Origin of the sequence: Agromyces cerinus subsp. cerinus (assembly GCF_900142065.1) — a bacterium.
GTDB classification, from domain to species: domain Bacteria; phylum Actinomycetota; class Actinomycetes; order Actinomycetales; family Microbacteriaceae; genus Agromyces; species Agromyces cerinus.
In genome coordinates this window covers 960,532-982,328 of sequence record NZ_FSRJ01000001.1, presented here as the reverse complement: position 1 = coordinate 982,328, position 21,797 = coordinate 960,532, and the positions used below count along the sequence as shown (strand labels likewise).

At 69.0% G+C, this 21,797-nt stretch carries 23 protein-coding genes and 1 tRNA gene; 9 read left to right on the top strand and 15 right to left on the bottom strand.

What is annotated here, in order from left to right; all coding sequences use genetic code 11:
* Positions 1-77: 77 nt before the first annotated feature.
* Positions 78-956 carry a helix-turn-helix transcriptional regulator gene (locus BUR99_RS04450; protein ID WP_074259090.1) on the bottom strand — a complete coding sequence of 293 codons (879 nt, stop codon included), beginning with the start codon at positions 954-956 and terminating at the stop codon, positions 78-80.
* A 100-nt stretch (positions 957-1,056) separates the two neighbouring features.
* On the opposite strand from BUR99_RS04450, the gene BUR99_RS04445 reads away from it, so the two are divergent.
* Both BUR99_RS04445 and BUR99_RS04440 read left to right on the top strand, forming a co-directional pair.
* Positions 1,057-1,941, top strand: coding sequence for an aldo/keto reductase (locus tag BUR99_RS04445; protein WP_074259089.1), 885 nt, complete (start codon positions 1,057-1,059; stop codon positions 1,939-1,941).
* A gap of 113 nt (positions 1,942-2,054) precedes the next feature.
* Entirely contained in the window at positions 2,055-2,717 is a 663-nt protein-coding gene (locus tag BUR99_RS04440) for a DsbA family protein (protein ID WP_074259478.1), read from the top strand.
* A 16-nt stretch (positions 2,718-2,733) separates the two neighbouring features.
* Here the strand turns inward: BUR99_RS04440 and BUR99_RS04435 are convergent, their stop codons facing one another.
* Positions 2,734-3,144, bottom strand: coding sequence for a VOC family protein (locus tag BUR99_RS04435; RefSeq protein ID WP_074259088.1), 411 nt, complete (start codon positions 3,142-3,144; stop codon positions 2,734-2,736).
* A 63-nt stretch (positions 3,145-3,207) separates the two neighbouring features.
* Positions 3,208-3,882, bottom strand: a complete 675-nt coding sequence (locus BUR99_RS04430; protein WP_074259087.1) for a M23 family metallopeptidase — start codon at positions 3,880-3,882, stop codon at positions 3,208-3,210.
* 181 nt (positions 3,883-4,063) lie between these two features.
* Here BUR99_RS04430 and BUR99_RS04425 point away from each other — a divergent pair, with 181 nt between their 5' ends.
* Complete coding sequence (locus tag BUR99_RS04425; protein WP_074259086.1) at positions 4,064-4,675, top strand: HdeD family acid-resistance protein; 612 nt, start codon at positions 4,064-4,066, stop codon at positions 4,673-4,675.
* A gap of 98 nt (positions 4,676-4,773) precedes the next feature.
* Here the strand turns inward: BUR99_RS04425 and BUR99_RS04420 are convergent, their stop codons facing one another.
* The gene (locus tag BUR99_RS04420; protein WP_074259085.1) at positions 4,774-5,547 is read right to left on the bottom strand and encodes an SDR family oxidoreductase; all 774 of its coding nucleotides are present in this window, start codon (positions 5,545-5,547) and stop codon (positions 4,774-4,776) included.
* 138 nt (positions 5,548-5,685) lie between these two features.
* Here BUR99_RS04420 and BUR99_RS04415 point away from each other — a divergent pair, with 138 nt between their 5' ends.
* From BUR99_RS04415 to BUR99_RS04400, 4 genes are all read left to right on the top strand, one after another.
* Entirely contained in the window at positions 5,686-6,153 is a 468-nt protein-coding gene (locus BUR99_RS04415; protein ID WP_234980758.1) for an NfeD family protein, read from the top strand.
* Positions 6,153-7,082, top strand: coding sequence for an SPFH domain-containing protein (locus BUR99_RS04410; protein ID WP_200802688.1), 930 nt, complete (start codon positions 6,153-6,155; stop codon positions 7,080-7,082). Before BUR99_RS04415 ends, BUR99_RS04410 begins: the two co-directional genes overlap by 1 nt.
* 10 nt (positions 7,083-7,092) lie before the next feature.
* Positions 7,093-7,848, top strand: coding sequence for a glycerophosphodiester phosphodiesterase family protein (locus BUR99_RS04405; protein ID WP_074259082.1), 756 nt, complete (start codon positions 7,093-7,095; stop codon positions 7,846-7,848).
* Between the two features lie 84 nt (positions 7,849-7,932).
* Positions 7,933-8,295, top strand: a complete 363-nt coding sequence (locus tag BUR99_RS04400) for an RNA polymerase-binding protein RbpA (protein ID WP_074259081.1) — start codon at positions 7,933-7,935, stop codon at positions 8,293-8,295.
* Here the strand turns inward: BUR99_RS04400 and lnt are convergent.
* Genes lnt through BUR99_RS04355 form a run of 9 tightly spaced genes read right to left on the bottom strand, consistent with a single transcriptional unit; the run spans position 8,292 to position 18,198 of the window.
* Entirely contained in the window at positions 8,292-9,860 is a 1,569-nt protein-coding gene (lnt, locus tag BUR99_RS04395; RefSeq protein ID WP_074259080.1) for an apolipoprotein N-acyltransferase, read from the bottom strand. The two genes, BUR99_RS04400 and lnt, sit on opposite strands and share 4 nt — an antisense overlap.
* A gap of 30 nt (positions 9,861-9,890) precedes the next feature.
* On the bottom strand, positions 9,891-12,323 hold the full coding sequence (locus tag BUR99_RS04390; RefSeq protein ID WP_074259079.1) for a DEAD/DEAH box helicase: 2,433 nt from the start codon (positions 12,321-12,323) through the stop codon (positions 9,891-9,893).
* A gap of 12 nt (positions 12,324-12,335) precedes the next feature.
* Positions 12,336-13,088: a twin-arginine translocase subunit TatC gene (gene tatC / locus BUR99_RS04385; protein ID WP_074259477.1), complete on the bottom strand. Its 753-nt coding sequence runs from the start codon at positions 13,086-13,088 to the stop codon at positions 12,336-12,338.
* 50 nt (positions 13,089-13,138) lie between these two features.
* A complete protein-coding gene (tatA, locus tag BUR99_RS04380; protein WP_074259078.1) occupies positions 13,139-13,348 on the bottom strand; it encodes a twin-arginine translocase TatA/TatE family subunit in 210 nt (69 codons plus the stop codon).
* Positions 13,349-13,386: 38 nt separating this feature from the next.
* Entirely contained in the window at positions 13,387-14,406 is a 1,020-nt protein-coding gene (locus BUR99_RS04375) for a helix-turn-helix transcriptional regulator (RefSeq protein ID WP_074259077.1), read from the bottom strand.
* On the bottom strand, positions 14,406-15,449 hold the full coding sequence (locus BUR99_RS04370; protein WP_234980728.1) for a helix-turn-helix transcriptional regulator: 1,044 nt from the start codon (positions 15,447-15,449) through the stop codon (positions 14,406-14,408). The genes BUR99_RS04375 and BUR99_RS04370 overlap by 1 nt, the downstream gene beginning before the upstream one ends.
* A gap of 50 nt (positions 15,450-15,499) precedes the next feature.
* Positions 15,500-16,435, bottom strand: coding sequence for an FKBP-type peptidyl-prolyl cis-trans isomerase (locus BUR99_RS04365; RefSeq protein WP_074259076.1), 936 nt, complete (start codon positions 16,433-16,435; stop codon positions 15,500-15,502).
* Between the two features lie 42 nt (positions 16,436-16,477).
* A complete protein-coding gene (locus BUR99_RS04360) occupies positions 16,478-17,527 on the bottom strand; it encodes a tRNA (adenine-N1)-methyltransferase (protein ID WP_074259075.1) in 1,050 nt (349 codons plus the stop codon).
* A complete protein-coding gene (locus BUR99_RS04355; RefSeq protein WP_074259074.1) occupies positions 17,524-18,198 on the bottom strand; it encodes an HAD family hydrolase in 675 nt (224 codons plus the stop codon). The genes BUR99_RS04360 and BUR99_RS04355 overlap by 4 nt, the downstream gene beginning before the upstream one ends.
* A gap of 75 nt (positions 18,199-18,273) precedes the next feature.
* On the opposite strand from BUR99_RS04355, the gene BUR99_RS04350 reads away from it, so the two are divergent.
* Positions 18,274-19,188 (top strand): PAC2 family protein, encoded by a 915-nt coding sequence (locus tag BUR99_RS04350; protein ID WP_074259073.1) that lies wholly within the window; start codon positions 18,274-18,276, stop codon positions 19,186-19,188.
* A gap of 75 nt (positions 19,189-19,263) precedes the next feature.
* Here BUR99_RS04350 and BUR99_RS04345 read toward each other — a convergent pair whose 3' ends face one another.
* Together BUR99_RS04345 and BUR99_RS04340 are read right to left on the bottom strand one after the other, a co-directional pair.
* On the bottom strand, positions 19,264-20,091 hold the full coding sequence (locus BUR99_RS04345) for an undecaprenyl-diphosphate phosphatase (protein ID WP_074259072.1): 828 nt from the start codon (positions 20,089-20,091) through the stop codon (positions 19,264-19,266).
* Positions 20,092-20,188: 97 nt separating this feature from the next.
* Positions 20,189-21,514: a M20/M25/M40 family metallo-hydrolase gene (locus tag BUR99_RS04340; RefSeq protein ID WP_074259475.1), complete on the bottom strand. Its 1,326-nt coding sequence runs from the start codon at positions 21,512-21,514 to the stop codon at positions 20,189-20,191.
* A 113-nt stretch (positions 21,515-21,627) separates the two neighbouring features.
* On the opposite strand from BUR99_RS04340, the gene BUR99_RS04335 reads away from it, so the two are divergent.
* Positions 21,628-21,711, top strand: a tRNA-Leu gene (locus BUR99_RS04335).
* The last annotated feature ends 86 nt before the right edge of the window (positions 21,712-21,797 follow it).

The following is a 21,797-nucleotide window of genomic DNA, read 5'->3' as shown; positions in this document are numbered from 1 at the left end:
TCGCAAGTATTCACTACAACGAATATTCACGTCAAGGACTATTTTGGCCCCGACTCCCCCGTCGGGACGATCCCTGCTCAGGCGTCGTCGACCCGAGCGGCCGGCGCCGCGGCATCCGCTGTCGCAGACCAACTCGCCAGCATCTTCAGTGCGTCGGCCGAAACCGAGTTCGGCTCTGCCGTGAAGATCGAGAGCTTCAGCCCCGGATCAGCGGGGAGGTCCATCGCCTCGAAGCTCAGCTCCAGGTCACCGACGACGGGATGGTGGAGGCGCTTGACCCCGGTGCGATGGTGGCGCACGTTGTGGGCAGCCCAGAGCGTTCGGAACCGTTCACTACGGGTGGAGAGCTCGCCCACGAGGTCGGTGAGCCGCTTGTCGTACGGGTTGCGGCCGGCCTCGCCGCGGAGGGCCGCGACGACGTCCTGCGTCACGCGATCCCAGTCGGGGTAGAACTCCTGCGCGGCCGGGTCGAGGAACGCGAACCGCGCGCCGTTCGGCTGCGGCGCGGCGAAGACCACGGAATAGAGGGCCCGGCCGAGCGGATTCGCGGCGAGGTAGTCGGTGCGCGTGGTGCTGATGATGGCAGGCGCCTCGGTGATCGCATCGATGACGCGCTGCAGGCTCGGGCGCAGCTCCCCCGTCTTCGCGCGCGGGCGGCGCACGGTCGGCGACGCGTTGGCGGCACGGGCGAGGTCGAACAGGTGGGCGGACTCCGCATCGTCGAGCTGCAACGCCCTGGCGAGCGATTCGAGCACCGTGTCGGATGCCCCGGCGAGGGTGCCGCGCTCGAGGCGGGTGTAGTAGTCGACACTCACTCCGGCGAGCATCGCCACCTCTTCGCGGCGCAGTCCGGGCACCCGGCGATTGCCGCCGTACGCGGGCAGCCCGGCCTCATCGGGGGTGATGCGGGCGCGTCTCGTGCGAAGGAACTCGCGCACCTCGCTTCTGTTGTCCATGTCTCGAGGGTAGGCCGCCGCGCCGCGGGAAGGGAGGTACTGCCAGTACTCGGCACATCGTGAACTCCCACGCGAGCAGCGCCTGGTGTCTGATGGTGACATGGCTTCCATTCCTCTCACCCTCAACAACGGCGTCACGATGCCGGCGCTCGGCTTCGGCGTGTTCCAGACGCCGCCAGAGGTCACCACGCAGGCGGTCGAGACCGCCCTCGCAACGGGCTACCGACTCATCGACACGGCGGCCGCGTACGGGAACGAACGCGGCGTCGGCGCCGCCATCCGCAACTCCGGCCTCGACCGCGACGACGTCTTCATCGAGACCAAGGTCTGGATCAGCGACTACGGCTACGACGAGACGCTGCACGCATTCGAGAAGAGCGCCCGCAAGCTCGGGGTCGACACGATCGATCTGTTCATCCTCCACCAGGCGCTGCCGGGTGCGTTCGAGAGGACCGTCGACGCGTACCGCGCGCTCGAACGACTGCTCGCCGAGGGCCGGGTGCGCGCGATCGGTGTCAGCAACTTCATGCCCCGGCACCTCACGACGCTGCTCGAGCGCACCGAGGTCGTGCCGGCCGTCAACCAGGTCGAGGTGCACCCGTACTTCAGCCAGCCCGACGTGCAGGCGGCGGACGCCGAGCACGGCATCATCACCCAGGCGTGGTCCCCCATCGGCGGCATCACGTCGTATCGCGGCGACGCGGCCCGCAGCACCTTCAACGACCCGGTCATCGTCGGCATCGGCGAGCAGCACGGCAAGACGGCGGCGCAGGTGATGCTGCGGTGGCACCTGCAGCAGGGCCGCTCCGCGATCCCCAAGTCGGTGCGCCCCGAGCGCATCGCCGAGAACTTCGACGTCTTCGACTTCGAGCTCACCGATGAACAGCTCGCCGCCATCGACGCGCTCGACACCGGCGTGCGCGGCGGCCCCGAGCCCGAGGTCATCACGCTCGAGACCTTCGGGCGAGCCATCCCCGAAGACTGAGAACGCCTCGAAGGCGCCTCCCGTACGCTGTATCGGAGACCACGGATGCCTCGGAGATCACGATCTCCGAGGCATCCGCCCTGCGACAGCACGAGAGGCCCTCCCCCGTGGCGATGAAGAACAGCACGAAGATCCAGCTCGCGGTGATCGGAGGACTCGTGATCGCCGCCGTCGGGATCGTCTTCGCCGTCACCGCGAACCAGCCGCCTGCAGCGGCACCGGGAGCCGCAGCGCCGGCCACGCCGGTCGTGGCCGAGAACAGCCACCGCCTCGACGTCGCCGAGGACGGCAGCGTGACGTTCACCGAGTTCCTCGACTTCGAGTGCGAGGTGTGCGGCGCGGTCCACCCGTTCGTCGAAGAGCTCCGCGCGGACTACGCGGGCGAGGTGACCTTCGTGACGCGGTACTTCCCGATGCCCGGGCACACGAACTCCCGCACGGCCGCCATCGCCGTCGAGGCCGCCGCCCAGCAGGGCAAGTTCGAGGAGATGTACGACCGCATGTTCGAGACCCAGGCCGAGTGGGGCGAGCAGCAGGTGTCGAAGGCCGACGTCTTCCGCCAGTACGCCGCCGACCTCGGGCTCAACATGGCCGCCTACGACGAGGCGGTCGCCGACCCCGCCACCGAGGCGCGGGTGCAGTTCGACTTCGACGCGGCCGTGGCGCTCGGGGCCGAGGGAACGCCGACCATCTTCATCAACGACGAGCTCGTTCCGTTGACGTCTCCCGACGACATCCGCGCGGCCCTCGATCGCGCGGTCGCAGCGGCGGAGTAGTTCCGGGAGACGCGGGTCAGCGCGCCTCCTGGATGCGGATCATGTTGCCCGCGGGGTCACGCACCGCGCAGTCGCGAACGCCCCACCCCTGATCGGCGGGCGCCTGGACGATCTCGGCGTCCGCTTCGCGCAGCCGTGCGAACACGGCATCGAGATCATCGGTGGCGAGGAGAATGCCTGCGTAGGTGCCCTTCGCCATCATCTCGACGATGAGTTCCCGCTCATCGTCGGTGATGCCGGGGTCGGCCGCAGGCGGTTCGAGCACGATCGAGGTGCCGGGCTGCCCGACCGGCCCGACGGTGACCCAGCGCATCCCTTCGAACTCCACATCGCTGCGGACCTCGAATCCGAGGGCGTCGCGGTAGAAGGCCACGGATGCATCGGGGTCCGCGTGCGGCAGGAAACTCGAGTGAATCGTGATGTCCATGGCGTCACGCTAGCCGTCCGGTGTCGCCGCCGCTTCTCGATTCCTGCGCAGATGCCACGCGGATCAGGCGACCGGCTCCACGATCGACCGCTCGCCGGGGATGCCTGCCTCGACGAGCAGCGGTTGCGTCGATCCCGGCCGCCGCTCGCGGTAGCGGCCGAACGTCATCGGGAGCCCTTCGGCGATCGACGGGTCGGCCGCGTTCATCACCTGCAGGTGCACGTGCGGCTCGGTCGAGTTGCCGGAGTTGCCGCACTCGGCGATCGGCTGCCCGCTCGCGACCCTGTCGCCCACGGCGACGCGGATCGACCCGAGACGCAGGTGCGCCAGCGAGACGAAGGCTCCGCCGCCGGGAATCGCGATGGTCACGGTGTTGCCCGCGATCGCGTTCACGCCTTGTCGCAACCGCCCCGCCTGGCCGAGCGCATACGGCACGAGGGCGAGCTGCGACCGCCTGCCGTCGTGATCGAGCTCGCCGTCATGGACGGCGGCGACCACGCCGTCGACCGGCGCGAGGATGGGCTGCCCGAATCCGAGGAACCGCTCCGCCGGCTCCGTCGAGAGGAACGTGCGCCAGTCGCGCCGGTCCGACGAGCGTCCCTTCAGATCGACCGCGACGAAGTCGATGGCATACCGCTCGCCGAAGAGGTCGACCCCGTGGCTCGGCACCCTTCGTGCCGGGCTGTTCTGCGTCATCCACGTCCCGGTGAACGGCAGGGCAAGCAGCTTTTCGGCCATGGTCAGATCCTGTCAGTCACCCCGGGTCGCGGACGAGAGCTCGAAGATTCGGGCGTCAAGGACAGCACACCGTCGTCCTGCGACATCCGAAGACTCGCGGATTCACATCCGACACTCAGGCGGCAGACGGCCATAGCCTGATCCCTGCACGGCACCCGCCGCCCCCAGAAAGGACACAACAATGTCTACGTCGCAACCCACCGGGGTCTTCGCGTCATTCTCGCTCGACGCATCGTCACTCACGAAGTCGGCGATCAACACCATCCGCGCGACGCTCGGCATCAGCGGCGCCGTCGCGCTCATCTTCGGCATCCTCATCACCTTCTGGCCGAAGGACTCCGCCGTCGTGATCACGGTGCTGTTCGGCATCTACTTCCTGATCGCCGGCATCGCCTACCTCGGTCTCGGCATCTTCTCGAAGGGCATCTCGGGCGGCGCGAGAACACTCGACATCATCCTGGGCCTGCTCTTCGTGATCGGCGGCATCATCGTGCTCGCCAACCCGAGCGAGTCGGCCGTCTTCTTCGGCATCTTCCTCGGCATCCTCGTCGGCATCCTCTGGATCGTCGAGGGAATCGTCGCGCTGGCCCAGTCGAGTGACGCAGGCTCGCGAGGATGGGCGATCTTCTTCGGCATCCTGAGCATCGTGGCCGGCATCGTGGTGCTGTTCTCGCCGCTGTGGGGAATCGCGATCCTCTTCGTGATCGCCGGCATCAGCCTCATCGTGCTCGGCATCGTGCAGATCGTGCGCGCGTTCACCTTCGGACGCGGCGTCACCCCCGCTGCCGAATAGTCCGAACGTACGCGAAAGCCCGCCGAAGCTATTGCTTCGGCGGGCTTTCGCCGTCTCAGGCGCGCTCGCTCAGGCGAGTTGCCTCACGGCGCCTGTGCTCAGGCGTCGCCCTCGCGGGCGAAGCCCGAGGTGTCGCCGACGTAGCGGGTGTTGCCTGCGGGCACCGGCTCGACCGCGGCCGAGGCGACCTCGGCGGCGAACTCGGCGACGTTGAACAGCCGGCCCGCGTCCTGCTTGCGGGCCTCGATCGCTCCGGGGTTCGCGCGCTCGAGCAGGGTCGCCGTGATGGTGCCCTCGATCATGTCTCCCGAGACGACGACGAATTCGAACCCGGCGGCCTCGAGCTCGGGCAGCTTCGCGCGAAGCGCGTCTTCGCCGGCGCGCTTCGAGAGCGCGACGGCCTCGTACTCGGGCATCGTCGGCGTCGTACGGATGAAGTGCGCCTGGTGGCTCGTGACGAACACGATGCGGGCACCGGGCGCGAGGTGCGGAAGCGCGCCCTCGACGACGTTGACCTGCGCGTCGCGGTTCAGGCGCATCGCGTAGTCCTCGCCCATTCCCGTCTCCATGCCGCCCGAGGCGTTGAGCACGAGGACGTCGATCGGGCCGAGCTCTGCGACGGCCCGTTCGAACATCGAGGCGACGGATGCCGCGTCGGTGAGGTCTGCACCGACGGCGATGGCGGTGCCGCCCGCCTCGGTGATCTCGGCGACGACCTTCTCTGCGCGGGGGGCCTTGCTGCGGTAGTTGATGACAACGGATGCCCCGGCAGCTGCGAGGTAGCGGGCGGTGTCGGCGCCGATTCCGCGCGAGGAGCCGGTGACGAGAGCGACGCGGCCGTCGAGAGATTCGGGGGCGAGCGGGTTGGTCACAGGGAACTCCTCGGGGCTTGACGGACGTGGTCCGCGCGAAAGACGCGAACCGAGACTATCAACTCCGGAGGCGCGACCCACTGGGTCAACCGCCCTGATAGTTTCGGTACAGACCGTGCGAAGGAGAACGAATTGGATGTGCTGACCCAGTACGCGTGGATCGTGTGGCTCGTGTTGATCCTCGCGTTCGCGACCATCGAGGTGTTCACGCTCGAGATGACGTTCCTCATGCTCGCACTCGGCAGCGTCGCCGGTCTGCTCTCCGGTCTGTTCGGCATCCCCTGGTGGGCCCAGTTCATCATCGCCGCGCTCGTCGCGGTCGCACTGATCCTGCTGCTCCGGCCACCGCTGCTGCGGATGCTTCGTCGTGGCGGCGATCCGACGCGCAGCAACATCGACGCACTCATCGGAGCCGATGGCCAGGTCGTGCGCACCGTGACGCCCGCCGGCGGTCAGGTGCGCCTGCAGAACGGCGACGTGTGGACGGCTCGGCTGTCGCCCATCACGGAGCAAGCGGATGTCGCGGTCGGCGAGCGGGTGCTCGTGACCGGTATCGACGGAGCGACGGCGGTCGTCGTTCCGGTGGAGAGGAGCACTGGGGCTTGATGGACGTTTCCGGCATCATCGCGACGATCGTCGTCGTCGCGATCGTCATCTTCGTCATCGTCGTGTTGGCGAAGTCGATCCGCATCATCCCCCAGGCGTACTCGGGCGTGGTCGAGCGGCTCGGCCGCTACCACAAGACCCTCAGCCCGGGGCTCAACATCCTGGTGCCGTTCATCGATCGCCTGCGCCCCCTCGTCGACATGCGCGAGACCGTCGTCTCCTTCCCCCCGCAGCCGGTCATCACCGAAGACAACCTCGTCGTCTCGATCGACACGGTGGTCTACTTCCAGGTCACCGACGCCCGGGCCGCGACGTACGAGATCGCGAACTACCTCGGCGCCGTCGAGCAGCTCACGACCACGACGCTGCGAAACGTGGTCGGCGGCCTGAACCTCGAAGAGGCGCTCACCTCCCGCGACAACATCAACGGGCAGCTCCGCATCGTGCTCGATGAGGCGACCGGCAAGTGGGGCATCCGCGTCGGACGCGTCGAGCTCAAGGCGATCGACCCGCCCCACTCCATCCAGGACTCGATGGAGAAGCAGATGCGCGCCGAGCGCGACCGCCGTGCCCTCATCCTCACCGCCGAGGGCACCAAGCAGTCCGCGATCCTCACGGCGGAGGGCGCCCGACAGGCCGCCATCCTCGAAGCCGAGGGCGATGCGAAGGCCGCGGTGCTGCGCGCCCAGGGTGAAGCCGAGGCGATCCTCACCGTCTTCGACGCCATCCACAAGGGCGACGCCGACCCGAAGCTGCTCGGGTACCAGTACCTGCAGATGCTCCCCCAGATCGCGCAGGGCGAGTCGAACAAGCTCTGGATCGTGCCGAGCGAACTGACCGAGGCGCTGAAGGGCATCGGCAAGGCGTTCACCCCGACTGCGCCCCCACAGGCGACGGAAGCCCCCGGGGCGACCGGCCCGCGTCTCTGACGGCAGGTCCGTGGCCACCACCTACTTCGAGCCGACGAGGCCGCGAGTGCTCGCGCACCGCGGCCTCGCGCTCGACGCACCCGAGAACACCCTCCTCGCCTTCGCCAAGGCCGTCGCGATCGGAGCCGAGTACGTCGAGACCGACGTGCACGTGAGCGCCGACGGCGTCGCGGTCGTGGCACACGATCCGACGCTCGAACGCGTCGCCGATCGCGCCGTCGAGGTCTCCCAGCTCACCATGGCCGAGCTGCGGCGCATCGACCTCGGGCACGGCCAGGGCTTCTGCACCCTCGAGGAGGCGCTCGACGCCTTCCCACAGACCCGGTTCAACATCGACGTGAAGATCGAGGGCGCGGTCGAGGCGACCGTCGCGTCGGTCTCGAAGGTGCGCGCCGGTTCCCGGGTGCTGCTCACGAGCTTCTCGGAGAGCCGTCGCCGGCGACTCGCCGCGCTCGTGCCCGATGCCGCGACCTCGGCCGGCGGCGCCGGAGTCATCCGCACCCGACTGGCATCGCTCACCGGCTCGACGCGGGCTGTGACCCGCGCGCTGCGGGGCGCGCGCGCCCTGCAGGTGCCCGAGAAGATCGGCCCGCTGCCGCTCGTGACCCCGCGATTCGTCGCCGCCGCGCACCGCGCGAACGCCGAGGTCCACGTCTGGACCATCAACGACTCCGCCGACATGGCACGGCTGCTCGACCTCGGCGTCGACGGTCTCGTGACCGACCGCGCCGACCTCGCGCTCCCTCTCATCGCAGCAAGAAGCTGAGAATTCCCCGGTAAACCTCAGGCTCCGGAAAGGGAATGCCCAGCTTGATCGTTTAGACATGGAGACGAGCGAGAGGAGTACGCCATGGCGGACAGGAGCCTTCGAGGCATGCGCATCGGCGCACAGAGCCTGCAGAGTGAAGACGGCGTGGTGTTCGCAGACCGTGCGGAGTACACCTATCGCTGCGAGACCTGCGGACGCGAGACCGTGATGACGTTCTCGACCGAGGCCGAGCTGCCCGAGTCGTGGGAGTGCAAGCACTGCGGAGCATCCGCTGTGCTGCTCGTGGACTCGAAGCCGGTCGAGATCGACCGCTCGGGCGAGAAGGTCGCCCGCACCCACTGGGACATGCTGCTCGAGCGACGCACGCGCGCCGAGCTCGAAGAGCTGCTCGAGGAGCGGCTCAGCTATCTTCGCGCCCGTCGCGGCCAGAAGATCGGCGCCTAGGCGGCATCCGCAGCGATGGCGTCGTCATCGCCGCCGCGGTCGCGAGACCGTCGGCGTGCGATGACCCCGGCGGCGATCAGTGCCGCCAGTGAACCGATCACGATCACCATCGGCACGCTCGAGCCGAGCACGACCGACGGCGTGAGTCCGTCGCGCAGTTCGACGTCGGTGACCATCGCACCCTGCTCGTAGGCGGGCAGCGAGTCGATCGTGCGACCCGAGGGGTCGATCACCTGGCTCGTGCCGACGGTCGAGATGTTCACGACCGAGCGACCCGTCTCGATCGCCCGGAGCCGAGCGATCGCGAGTTGCTGCTCGTTCTCATCGGTGCCCCGGAAGTCGGCGTTGTTCGTCTGGAACATGTAGAGCTGCGCGCCGTCGCGTGCGCCCTCCCAGATGACGTCGTCGTAGATGACGTCGAAGCAGATCGCGAGCCCGGTGACGGCGTCGCCGAGGTCGAACACCGGGGCGTTCGTGCCCGGGGTGTAGCCGCGCTGCACGAGGCCGATCAGGTCGGGTGCGAGCGAGTACCAGAAGTCACGATCGGGGATGTACTCGCCGAAGGGCACCGGGTGCCGCTTGTCGTACATCTCGACGGCGCCCTCCCCCGCACGCCACAGCATCGAGGTGTTGAAGTACTCGTCGTCGCGCATGGTCACCGTGTTGAGCACGACCGGCGCATCGAGTTCTTCGCTCAACCGATCGAAGATGCCGGCGACCGACTCGCTGCGCGTCGGGTCGATGTCGGAACCGCCCTCGGGCCAGAGCAGCACGTCGATGCCGGGCTCGTCGAGGATCGGCTCGGTCGCGGCAAGCTGCGCGGCGAGCACGTCGCCGGGTTCGCGCTCGTCGAAGTACCCGGCCGGTCCGTCGCCCTGCACGCTCGCGACGCGGAGGTCCCCCGCCGGCGCCGTCTGCCAAGCGGGCACCAGCATCGCGACGGCGAGCAGCCCGACGACCGGCAGCACGGTGACCGGCCGGCGCCAACCCGCGAGCCGCACCCACTCGATGATTCCGGCCACGATGGCGACCATCACGAAGCTCAGCCCCGTCGAACCTGCCCACGACACGACTTGGGCGAACGGGCTCTCGGACTGGCTGAGTGCCGCCCGGCCCCACGGGAATCCGCCGTAGGGCATGGTGCCGCTCGCAGCCTCGCGCACGCACCAGAGACCTGCGACCAGCAGCGGCAGCGCGACCAGGCGTATCCACCGCGAGTCGCTCACACGCGGCAACCACCGGTACGCGAGCGCGATCAGCACGCCCCCGCCCGCGACGAAGAGGGACTCGAGGATCGAGAGCGCGAGCCACGGCACCGGACCGAGGTAGAGCGAGGTCCACGAGACCTGCAGCATGTAGAACGAGAGCCCGAAGACCAGACCCACGAGGGCGGCTCCCCAGGACGACCGCCCGACGAGGCTGATCAGTGCGAGCGCGATGCCGACGAACGCGAGCGGCCAGATGCTCGCACCCGGAAAGCCGAGGTCGTAAGCGAACCCGCCTGCAGCCGCGGCGAGCACCGCGCCCCAGAGCGGCAGCATGGGTCGATGGGTCTTCTCGGGCACCAGATCAGCCTAAGCGACCGATGGGCGCGCTCACGCGGGTGCGCCGTACGCGACGACCCCGCGCCGCACGGCGTCGATCGCGGACCGTGCCGTCGCCCCGAGTTCGGCATCGGCGACGATCGACACCTGGTCGAGCAGATCGACCACCTGCTTCGACAGGCGCACGAAGTCGCCCGCCGCGAGCTCGGTGTCGGCGAGCACCGTTCCGAGACTCGTGCCGCGAGCCCACGCGTGCATCGCCGACGCCAGCGCAGGCGAGGGCACCTCGCTGCCGGGAAGTCGATGGTCGCGCTCGACGTCGTCGAGCACCGCCCAGGTGTCGGCCGTGCGTTCGAACGCCTCACGGAACCGGCCACGGGGCAGCCGGTACTCGACGTTGCTGTCGTCGCGGCGCGGCTCGTAGACGAGCGATGCCGCCATCGCGGCGATGCCGGCCTCGTCGAGGCCGTCCCAGAGGCCCCGCCGCAGGCACTCGGCCACGAGCAGGTCGCGTTCACCGTAGATGCGCTTCAGGATGCGCCCCGACGAGGTGGAGACGAGGGCCCCGGATGCGTCGCGGTCGAGGTAGCCGAGCGACTCGAGCACCTCGGTGACCCGGTCGAAGCGCTTCGCGACCTGGCCGGTTCGGGTGCGGATCTGACGGGAGAGCTGCTCGTGCTCGGTCTTCAGCCGCCACCAGCGCTCGGCCCAGCGGGCGTGCGATTCGCGCTCGGCGCAGCCGTGGCAGGGATGGGCGCGCATCGCCTTGCGCGCGTCCGTGAGGTCGCGCTGCATGCGATCGCGCTGCGCATGCGTCGGGTTGCCCTTCGACGACTGCCGCTCGATCTCGCCGATGCGGCGCCGGAGGGCGGCGTACTCGCCGAAGTCGCCGAGGTGGCAGCGCATCGCCTGCTCGAAGCCCGCCATCGACTCCTCCTGCTTGCGGAGGGTGCGGGCGAGGTCGACCACGGCACGGTCGGCCTGGAACTGCGCGAACGAGAGCTCGAGGATCTGGCGGGTGCGCTCACGGCCGAACTGGTCGATGAGGTTGACGGCCATGTTGTACGTGGGCCGGAAGCTCGAGTTGAGCGGGTAGCTGCGCCGTGAGGCGAGCGCGGCGACGGCTTCGGGATCGAGGCCGTCGACCCACTGGATGACCGAATGGCCCTCGACGTCGATGCCGCGGCGACCGGCGCGACCGGTGAGCTGGGTGTACTCCCCCGGCGTGATCGGCACCCTCGCCTCGCCGTTGAACTTCTCGAGCTTCTCGAGCACCACCGAACGAGCCGGCATGTTGACGCCGAGGGCGAGCGTCTCGGTCGCGAAGACGACCTTCAGGAGCTTCAGCTGGAACAGCTCCTCGACGATCTCCTTGAACGCCGGGAGCATGCCCGCATGGTGGGCGGCGACGCCGCGCTCGAGACCCTCGAGCCACTCCCAGTAGCCGAGCACCGCGAGATCCTCGTCGCGGAGCATCCGGGCCCGGGACTCCACGATCTGCCGGATCTCAGCGCGCTCCGCGGATTCGGTGAGACGGATGCCGCTGCGCAGCACTTGGCGCACCGCCTGATCGCACCCGGCGCGCGAGAAGATGAACACGATCGCGGGCAGCAGGTTCTTGCCCTGCAGCATCGCGACGACCTCGGGGCGGTCCGCCCGACCGTTGCCCGCCCGGACGTCGCGGTGATACCTGCCCCGGTCGCCACCGCGTTGCCCGCGAGTCGAGCGACCGGAGATCGATCGCCCGCCCGCCCGCGCGAGCTGCTTGAGCTCCGGGTTCACCCGATTCGTCGATGCCTGTCCCGAGGAGTCGAAGAGGTCGAGCATCTTCGACTTCACGATCACGTGCTGTTCGAGCGGCACGGGCCGCTCCTCGGAGACGATGACGTCGGTGTCGCCGCGCACGGCCTGCAGCCAGTCGCCGAACTCCTCGGCGTTCGAGACCGTGGCCGACAGGGAGACGAGGCGCACCGCCTCGGGGAGGTGGATGATGACCTCCTCCCAGACGGCCCCGCGGAAGCGATCGGCGAGGTAGTGCACCTCGTCCATCACCACGTACGCGAGACGATCGAGCAGCGGCGAGTCGGCGTACAGCATGTTGCGCAGCACCTCGGTCGTCATCACGACGATGCGCGCACCCGAGTTGACGTTCGTGTCTCCGGTGAGAAGGCCGACCGACTCGGCGCCCCAGGTGTCGACGAACTCCTGGTACTTCTGGTTCGAGAGCGCCTTGATCGGGGTCGTGTAGAAGACCTTCGCGCCCTGCTCCTGCATGGCGAGGAACACCGCGAACTCGGCGATGATCGTCTTGCCCGCGCCGGTCGGCGCGGCGACGAGCACGCTGCGCCCATCGTCCAGCGCGCCGCAGGCGGCGAGCTGGAACGGATCGAGGTCGAATCGCTGACCCGCGACGAAGTCGGCGAGACGCGGCTGGCTGCGTTGCTGACGGGAGAGCGCGTAACGCTCGGCCGGCGAGAGGCTCATCACCCCTCCAGCCTAGACAGGCTCCCCGAATTCGAGCAGGTTGCGGCGCGCGACACGACGATCATGCAGGTGCGCGAGGAACCAAGCCGCGAAGTAGAGCACGATCATCGGAATGGCGAGCATGAACATCGAGACGACATCGGCCGACGGCGTCGCGATCGCGGTGAACAGCACGATCACGAGGATCGCCACTCGCCACGACTTGATGATCGACGCGGCACTGATCACACCGGCGAAGTTCAGCAGCACGATGAACACCGGCACCACGAAGGCGACGCCGATCGCGACGACGAGCTTCAGCACGAAGTCGATGTACTCCTTCGCCGTGAGCAGCGACAGCGCGTCACCCGGCACGAAGCTCGTCATGAGCTTCACGATGTTCGGCAGCACGAACCATCCGGCTGCGCAGCCCGCGAAGAACAACGGGATCGCGGTCGCGAAGAAGGCGAGCGTGAACCGCCGTTCCTTCTTGTTGAGCCCCGGAACGAGGAACGCGAAGATCTGGTACAGCCAGACCGGACTCGAGATCACCAGGCCGATCGTGAAGGCGATCTGCAGTCGCAGGTCGAACGCGCTCGAGATCGTCGGGAAGACGATCGCCGTCTCGGTGCCCTGGGCCTCGGCGACGTTGTGCACGGGGGCCTGAATCGCTTCCCAGACGAGGACGTCGGTCAGCCACCAGCCGAGCACACCGCCCACCACAATCGCGATCGCGGAGATGAAGAGGCGCTTGCGGAGCTCGATCAGATGCTGACCGAGCGACATCCGCTTCTCGCGGTCCTTCTCACCGCGATCTTTCACCGCGGTCACCGTGGTCAGGAGTTCTTGCCGGAATCCGGGGCGTCGGCCTTCGGCGTCTCGTCGGTCGCGTCGGGATCGGTCTTGTCGGAACGAACCTCGGTCTTGAGGATCTTCATCGACTGTCCGAGGCTACGGGCGAGCGCGGGAAGCTTGGGAGCTCCGAAGAGCAACAGGATGACCACGAGGATGATCAGCGCGTGCCAACCAGTGAAGCCTTGCCACATGGGGGTTCGTCCGTTTCGTCAGTGAGGGTGACGACAGTCTACCTGTCGTCGATGTCAGGCTGGTCCCGCCCGACATCGGAGGGTACGGGTTCAGCGTAGCCTGCCAAGCCCGCTGCCGCCCACTCCGCGACGACGGCTCGAGCCTCGGCCGGCGACACGACGGTCACGAGGCCGGGAAGTCCGGCGACGAGGCGCTTGAGACCGTGCACGTGCGCCAGGCGCAACGTCACCCGCAGACGCCCGTCGACCTGTTCGGTGCGAGCGTCGGCGAGGTAGTCGGCGAGCAGCGGCAACGTCTCGGGGGCGACGTCGACGACCACGTCGAGGTCGGAGTCCGAGCTCTGGAAGAGCGTGTCGGGCACCGTGCGGTCGGAGTGGTCTTCGATCGCAGTGTCGGAGACGAGTAGTTCGCTCATGCGGTCGACCCGGAAGTTCCGCACGTCTTCGCGCGTGTGGCAATAGGCCTGCAGGTACCAGTCGGCGTCCTGCGAGAGGATGCGCAGCGGGTCGACGCGTCGACGCCCCGCGACGCCGAGCGCGTTGCGGTAGTCGAACTCGAGCTGACGGCCGCCCGTCACGGCCTCGCGGATCAGGGCCAGCGAGGCATCCGCTTCGGTCTCCGCGACCGCCAGACGGCTGGGTGCAGCGGATGCCCCGGCCGTGAGCTTGGCCATGAGCGAGGCGAGCGAGGCCCTGCCGGCGTTCTCGGGCGATGCCGAGAGGTACTGCAGACCGGCGATGAGCGCCGCCGCCTCACGGGCCGACAGTCGCGGTGCATCGTCGATCGCGACGTGATGCACGATGACGATCACGTCGTCTTCCTCGAAGGCGTCCCAGTCGATGTCGAACAGGTCGTTCGGCTGGTACGTGCCGGTCTCGCCGGGCAGCCCGGACGTCGCGATGAGTCGCACGGCGTGGCGGATCTCGTCTTCGGTGAGCCCGAAGTGGGCCGCCGCCTCGTCGACGTCGACGACGCGCTGTTCGAGTAGATACGGCACGAAGGAAAGCAGGAAGACGAGCTTGTCGGGCGCCTTCAACGGCTTCGAGCGCTTGGCCATCAGGACTGCCCCTCCCCTGCTGTTTCGTCCGAGACGTCGCGGTGTGCGGCTGCGACGGCGCGGAGCCGGTCGCGAACGGCATCGCGCAGCATCACCGGCGACAGCACGCGGACCTCGGGACCGTATGCGGCGAGTTCGTCGGCGAACACCGCGGCATCCGTGTAGTGCAGGCGGATGACCCCGGCATCTTCATCGCCCTCGATCGCGCGCTTGCCGAGCCGCACCTCTGCGTCGCTGCCGCCGGTGACCGCGAGGTCGGCGACGTTGCGCTCGTGCAGCTCCTGCAGCTCGGCGATGATGCGGTCTTGAACGCCGAGCGGCGGCGCCTCGAAACTCGAGCCGGGCACCGGCGTCACGTCGCCAATGATGCGCGAGAGCAGGAAGGTGCGGGGGCCGGCGGCGTCGTGATCGTACGCATGCAGGTGCCACCGGCCGTCGTGGAGCACGACGGCGAGCGGGTCGACCGTGCGCCGGCGCGGCTCGGCCTCACCGGGCTTGAAGTAACCGAACCGCACCGACTGGCGACGGTCGAGCGCCTGTCGCAGCGGCTCGAACGCCGTGTCGCGCACGCGCAGTCGCGGTGCATAGCCGATCACCGGTTCACGTGGCTCGATGCCGAGGGAACGGAGCTTCGTGAGCGCGCGCTGCGAGTCGGCCGAGAGCGACGCTTCGCGCCAGACCTCGGCGGCGAGCCCGAGGAGCGCGAGCTCGTCGGGCGTGAACCGCACCTCATCGGGCAGGTCGTACTGGCCCTTGGGGATCCGGTAGCGCAGCGCCTGGTTGTCGCCGGGGCGATCGGGCGATTCGACGGTCTCGAGCGGGATGCCGAGCTCGCGGATGTCGTCTTTGTCACGCTCGAACTGGCGCTCGAGATTCGCATTCTGACCGGCGGAATCGAATCGCTCGGCGTAGCCGCGCACCGTCGACAGGATCTCGGACTTCAGCAGACCCGTCTCGGTTGCGAGCAATGCGAGCACGAGGCTGAACAAGCGGTCCTCGACCGGGATCTTCGACTCGCCCTTGTTCACTCCGCCGCTCGCCACACGTGCGATCTTACTGAACCGCGGTGACGGCGAGGGCCGCCTCGACGGGCTCAGATCACGCCCAGGATGTCGATGACGTAAAAGAGCGTGGAACCTGCGGGAACCGAGGCGTTCCCTTGGTCGCCGAAGCCGGCACTCGGCGGCACCACGACCGCGACCTGCGAACCGACCTTCTGCCCGATGACCGCTTCCGAGAAGCCCGCGGGCATCTGGCCGCCCTCGCCGTCGGTGACGGTGACGATGGTCGGGGCGCCCTTCTCCCAGGTCGAGTCGAACACGTCGCTCTCGTCCCAGGTGACGCTGGTGTAGTGCACGACCACGGCGTCACCGGATTCCACGACCTCGCCCGAACCCTCTTTCAGGACCTCCACCTGGGTGGTCTCGAAGGGAGCGGCCTTCGGCACCGTGATGCCGGGGCGGCCGTCGGGTGCGAGCACCACGGCGGGGAAGCCGTCGCGGCTGAGCCGCACCGCACCGTCGGCGCGCGGCATGAATGCGCGCTGCACGTCGAAGACCGCCACGACGCTGTCGCCGCCTTCTGCGCTCGTGGGGTCGTCCGACGGCCGGATGGCCTCTTCGGACGGCGCAACCACGACGACCCGAGATCCTTCGCGGGCGCAGCTCAGCCCCTTCGTGAAGGCCGTCAACGTGTCGCCGCCGACCGCGAGCGGGACGGGCTCACCGTCGTAGCCGACGGACTGCACCGATTCACCGGTCGTACCGTTGAAGAGCGACGCGCCGAGCAGCACGATCTGACCCTCCTGGAGGAGCTCGCCGTCGCCCTCGATGACCTCGGTGCACTGCGTCTCGTCGGGCTCGAGCGGCGTCGGGAACGTGACGCGAGGCGTGTCGCCGAAGTCGCCCTTCACCGTGACTGCGTCGGAGGAATCACCGGATCCCGCCTCGGGGGCGGGCGCCGAAGCGCAACCCGACAACGTCAGGGCGATGATGCCGGCCGTGGCGATGAGCGCGAATGACGAGCGCACTGATCCTCGATTCTTGGGTGATCGGTGATGGGCGTTGAAAGCCTACCCGCCCTGACCGGCGGGTTCCGTCTCGGGCGAGTCGTCGGTCGTCGACGTCGGCGCGGACTCGTCGCCGGCGCGCGAGCGGGTGGCCGCGGCATCCGCCTGCCTGACGCGCTTGCGCAGGCTCTTGTCGCTCACGTTGCGCTCGCCGAGCGCGCCGGGGGTCCAGGCCTCGACGTCTTCATCGCTGAACTCGGTCTTCGAGGCGCGACGCTTCAGCTCGGGCAGGATCGTGTCGGGCGCCAGTCGCCGGGCGGTGATGAGGAAGCCCGTGTGCGCGATCATGCGGTGGTCGGGGCGCACGGCGAGACCCTGCACGTGCCAGCCGCGCACCATCGTCTCGGACGACTGCGGCTCGGTGTACTCCCCCGTGGCGCGGATCGCCTCGGCGACCCGCGAGAGCTGAGTGGCCGTGGCGATGTAGCAGAGCAGCACGCCGCCGGGCTTCAGCGCGGCGGAGACGGACTCGAGGCACTCCCACGGGGCGAGCATGTCGAGCACGACACGGTCGACGGATGCCTCGTCGACCGTCTCGGGCAGCACCTCCGCCAGGTCGCCGAGGGTGATCGACCAATTCTCGGGGTCGGCGCCGTGGAAGGTGGCGACGTTGCCGCGTGCGACGCTCGCGAAGTCGTCGCGTCGCTCGAAGGAGTACAGATGACCGGCCGGGCCGATGGCGCGAAGCAGCCAGAGCGAGAGCGCGCCGGAGCCGACGCCGGCCTCGACCACGCGTGCGCCCGGGAAGATGTCGGCCTGCGCGAGGATCTGCGCGGCGTCCTTCGGGTAGACGATCGCCGCGCCGCGCGGCATCGACATCACGAAGTCGGTGAGCAGCGGGCGAAGGGCCAGGTACTCGACGCCGGCCTGGTTCGCGACGACGGAGCCGTCGGGTCGGCCGATCAGGTCGTCGTGCGCGAGCAACCCCTTGTGCGAGTGGAAGTGCTGGCCCGGCTGGAGCGTGATCGTGTGCAGGCGCCCCTTGGGCCCCGTCAGTTGCACGCGGTCGCCGACCCGGAACGGGCCGCTCTGCTCGCCTCTGCTCTCGATCATGCCGTGACCTCGCGAATCGTCAGGAGTGCGGCGACGTCGTCGACGGTCGTGCCGTCGAGCGTCGGCCACAGTGCGGCGGCCGGCAGGCCGTCGAGCGGGATGAAGTTCGGCACGGCGAGGGCGATCGCCCCCGACGCGTGCGCCGAGGCGAGGCCCGTGGGCGAGTCCTCGATGGCGACGCAGTCGACGATGTCGACGCCGAGCTGCGTTGCGGCGGTGAGGTACGGCTCGGGGTGCGGCTTCGCGTTCTCGACGCTGTCGCCGGAGACGATCAGGTCGAACGCCTCGAACGGGATGGCCGCGACGATGTCGTCGGCCATCGACCGGACCGACATGGTCACGAGTGCGGTGGGCACGGATGCCTCGCGCAGCGCCTGCAGCAGCTCGCGCGCCCCGGGTCGCCACGGCACGCCGTGCTCCTCGAGTTGCTCGCGCACCCGTTCGGTGAGGCGGTTCACGATCGTGTCGGCGTCGAGGTCGACGCCCTTCGCCTGGAAGTAGGCCGCGCCGTCCCAGAGGCCGCTGCCGACGAGTTCGAGCGCGTCGTCGTGACTCCACGGGAGTCCGAAGGCCTCCATCAGTTCCGTCTCTGCGGCCATCCAGTACTGCTCGGTGTCGACAAGGGTGCCGTCCATGTCCCAGAGGACTGCGGCGGGGAGGCGAGTGGTCACAACCGACAAGTCTACGGGCACGGCCTATTGTGGAGGTGAACCCGGAGATCCGGGGCGGGAAGCGGGGCACCAGGAGTGAATCAGCCGGCCGGTTTCGAGGGCGGAAGGCTGCTCGTCGTCGCATTCGAAGGATGGAACGACGCCGGAGAGGCGGCGACCGGGGCGGCCAAGCTCCTCGTCGAGCGCCTCGGTCTGGTCGAGATCGCCGCGGTCGACCCCGAGCTCTACTTCGACTACCAGTTCACCCGCCCCACGATCGTGCTCGGTGACGACGGCACACGCCGACTCGAGTGGCCGGGTGCCGCGGTCATGGGCCCGGGCGGCCTCCCGGCATCCGATGAGGACGACGACCGGGTCACGGGCCCCGGCGCTGAAACCCTGCACGTGCTGCTCGGCGCCGAGCCCGCCCGCAGCTGGAAGGGATTCGCCGCCGAGCTCGTCGATGCCGCCCTCGCCGCCGACATCGAGGGCATCGTGCTGCTCGGCGCGATGCTCGCCGACGCGCCGCACACCCGGCCACTGTCGGTCTTCGCCTCGAGCGAGAACCCCGAGGTGCGTTCGGCACTCGGCGTCGAACGCTCGACCTACGAGGGCCCCGTCGGCATTCTCAGCGTCATCGCCGACCAGGCCGAGCGCGCCGGCATCCCCACGGTCTCGCTCTGGGCGTCGGTGCCGCACTACGTGCACAACGCGCCGTCGCCGAAGGCGGTCCTGGCCCTGCTCGGCAAGGTCGAGGAGCTCACCGGGCTCTCCATCCCCCGCGGCAGCCTCGAGGTCGACGCGAAGGCCTGGGAGGCCGGCGTCGACGCCCTCGCCGCCGAAGACGACGAGATGGCCGGCTACATCACCCAGCTCGAGCAGGCGCGCGACGCGGTCGACGCGCCCGAGGCGAGCGGCGAGGCCATCGCGCAGGAGTTCGAGCGCTACCTCCGCCGTCGCGGCGAGGAGCCGGGCGGCCGCGCCGACGGACGCGGCGAGGGGCCGCGCTGAGCGCACGCGCGGCCGCGAGTCGCTGCTGCCACGCGGCATCCGCTCGTTCGCGCTGAGCGGGCAGGCGGTCGACGACTAGGCGCTGATCGCACCGGTGCTCAGCAGCACCAGGATCGTCGTGCCGAGCAGCACTCGGTAGATCACGAACGGCAGGAAGCTGCGCTTGGAGATGTAGCTCATGAAGAACGCGATCACGAGCAGGCCGACGACGAACGCGACGAGCGTGGCCGCCGCCGTCTCGAGCGGTCCGTAGACGCTCGGCTCGTCGAGGCTCTTGACGAGCTGGAAGAACCCGCTGCCGAAGACCGCGGGGATCGCCAGCAGGAAGGCGTAACGCGCCGCTGCGGCACGCTCGTAGCCCAGGAAGAGCCCCATCGTGATGGTGCCGCCCGAACGCGAGACACCGGGAATGAGCGAGAGCGACTGCGCGAGGCCGAAGAAGATGCCGTGCGGCACCGTGAGGTCTTCGAGCTTGCGGCGCTTCGCACCCGCCCAGTCGGCGAGTCCGAGGATGAGGCCGAACACGATGAGCATCGTTCCGACGATCCAGAGCGAGCGCAGGCTCGTCTCGATCTGATCCTGGAACAGGATGCCGAGCACGACGATCGGCACCGAGCCGATGATGATGAGCCAGCCCATGCGCGCATCGGGGTCATTGCGCGGAACTCGGCCGGTGAACGAGCCGAACCAGTGCGAGACGATGCGCACGATGTCGCGCCAGAAGAAGACCACGACCGCGGTCTCGGTGCCGAGCTGCGTGATCGCGGTGAACGCTGCCCCTGGGTCCTGCGCTCCCGGCAGGAACTCCCCCAGGATGCGCAGGTGCGCGCTCGAGGAGATCGGCAGGAACTCGGTGAGCCCCTGAACCAGGCCGAGGATGAGCGCTTCGATCACGTGGTGCATCCGCCTTCCGCCCCCGCACAAGCAGGAGGACTGAGTTCGGTCGATAGTCGATGAGGAGGTCGCGCAGTGCCCGCCTGCCGAAGACCGACCCGTTCGGTCAGTAGTCGAGCAGGAGGTCGCGCAAGACCTGCCTACCGAAGACTAATGCGTCGAGCGGGACCCGCTCGTCAACACCGTGGAACATCGCCGGGAAGTCCAAGCCTTCTGGCAGCCTCAGCGGCGCGAAGCCGTAGCCGGCGATGCCGAGCCGACTGAGCGCCTTGTTGTCGGTGCCGCCCGAGAGCAGGTACGGGAAGACGGGGGCACCGGGATCGTGCACCCCGAGCGTGTGCTTCACTGCGTCGACGAGGGCACCGGATGTCGCGGCCTCGAGCCCGACGTCTCGGTGCACGATCTCGACCTCGACCTCTTCGCCGACGAGCGCACGCACCTCGGCGAGCACCGCCTCCTCCTCGCCGGGCAGGGTGCGGATGTCGACGAGCGCCTCGGCGCGGTCGGGGATGACGTTGTGCTTGTAGCCCGCGGTGAGGAGCGTGGGGTTCGTCGTCGTGCGCAGGGTCGCGGTGATGAAGCCCGACGCCGAACCGGTGGCGAGTGCGAGCTCGTCGGGCGAGACCTGCTCGGGGTCGACGCCGAGCACGCCCGCGATCTCGCCGAGGAGCTCGCGGGTGGTGTCGGTGAGCCGCACCGGCCACTCGGTGCGGCCGAGCGTGGCGATCGCCTCGGCGAGCTTCGTGATCGCGTTGTCGCGGATGAGCCGCGACCCGTGGGCGGCGGTGCCCTTCGCGACGAGGCGCACCCAGAGCAGCGACTTCTCGCCGGTCTGCAGCAGGTAGGCGCGACGGCCGTCGACGGTGATCGAGTAGCCGCCGACCTCGCTGATCGCCTCGGTGGCGCCCTCGAAGAGCTCGGGGTGGTGGTCGACGAGCCAGCCCGATCCCGCGCCTCCCCCGGCCTCCTCATCGGCGAAGAAGGCGACGACGAGGTCGCGCGCCGGCTGCGAGCCCGAGCCGATGATGTCGCCGAGGGCGGTCAGCATCATCGCGTCCATGTCCTTCATGTCGACGGCGCCGCGGCCCCACAGCATGCCGTCGCGCACCTCGCCCGCGAACGGGTCGACGCTCCAGTTGCGCGCGTCGGCCGGCACGACGTCGAGGTGGCCGTGCACGACCAGGGCGGGCTTGGACGAATCGCGGCCGGGCACGCGGGCGACGACGCTCGTGCGACGCGGCTCGGGTTCGAAGAGCTGCGGGGCGAGTCCGAGCGCCGCCAGTCGCGCCTCGACGTACTCGGCGGCCTCGCGCTCGCCGTTGGCCCTGCCTTCGCCGTAGTTCGAGGTGTCGAAGCGGATCAGGTCGCGCGCGACGATCGCGGTCTCGTCGAGTTCTGTATCGGAAGGGGTGCCAGGGGGAGACGGGGCCATGCCCTTCACGGTAGCCGGGGCACCCGTGGTTGGCCACCGTGGTCGAAGGCACCTCTGAAACCGTGCTAATGTCTTCTCTCGGGCCACCGAGTGATCGGAACGGCCTGACACGAGCGCGGGTGGCGGAAATGGCAGACGCGCTAGCTTGAGGTGCTAGTGCCCTAACGGGCGTGGGGGTTCAAGTCCCCCCTCGCGCACGCTTGTGTCGAGAAGGCCGGATCAGTTTACTGATTCGGCCTTTTCGCATTTCCGGGCCTGGTTTCCGGAGTCGGTGCGAAATTTT